1 pseudogene is annotated in these 479 nt (G+C 45.5%); it reads right to left on the reverse strand.

Features of this window, described 5'->3' with window-relative positions:
• A pseudogene (locus C1E99_RS00905) lies at positions 1–479 on the reverse strand (IS30 family transposase); the annotation flags it as partial.

Genomic DNA, 479 nt, shown 5'->3' on the forward strand with positions numbered 1-479 from the left:
TCCTCGTAAGACCGTCCTTCTTTGGCAGTTTTAGGAATGGGTTGGAGGTTTCTGGTTCTCCGCTTTCTGAATTTCACGACACGGGGGAAATCAATGGGCTTTGTGGACAGATATCCTTTTTCAAGGTATCGGTAGATAGAAGCTCTGGATGCCGACAGTTCATTGGAGGCGATGATGTGGTTGAGGTGTTGTCCCTTTTGGATGGCAGAAGAGATAATCTCGTCCATGCGATAGAATTCTTCCTTGTTTAGGGCAACACCTGTTCTCGACTCTGAGAGCTTAGCTTCATAATCAAGCTGAGCTCTTTTTGCGTAGTAGAACTGTTTCTGGTATCCACAATTGATCCTCTTTTTCGGACAGGCATTGCAAACGTAGGGAGCCTTTTTGAGCAGAGGGCAGGCCTCACAATTGGAAGTACTAGAGTTCTCTTTCACCACTCTATTTCTCCGAACTTCTTTTGAGATTGTGGACGGATCTTT

Source organism: Streptococcus suis, from assembly GCF_002964045.1.
In the GTDB taxonomy this organism is placed as follows: Bacteria; Bacillota; Bacilli; order Lactobacillales; family Streptococcaceae; genus Streptococcus; species Streptococcus suis_U.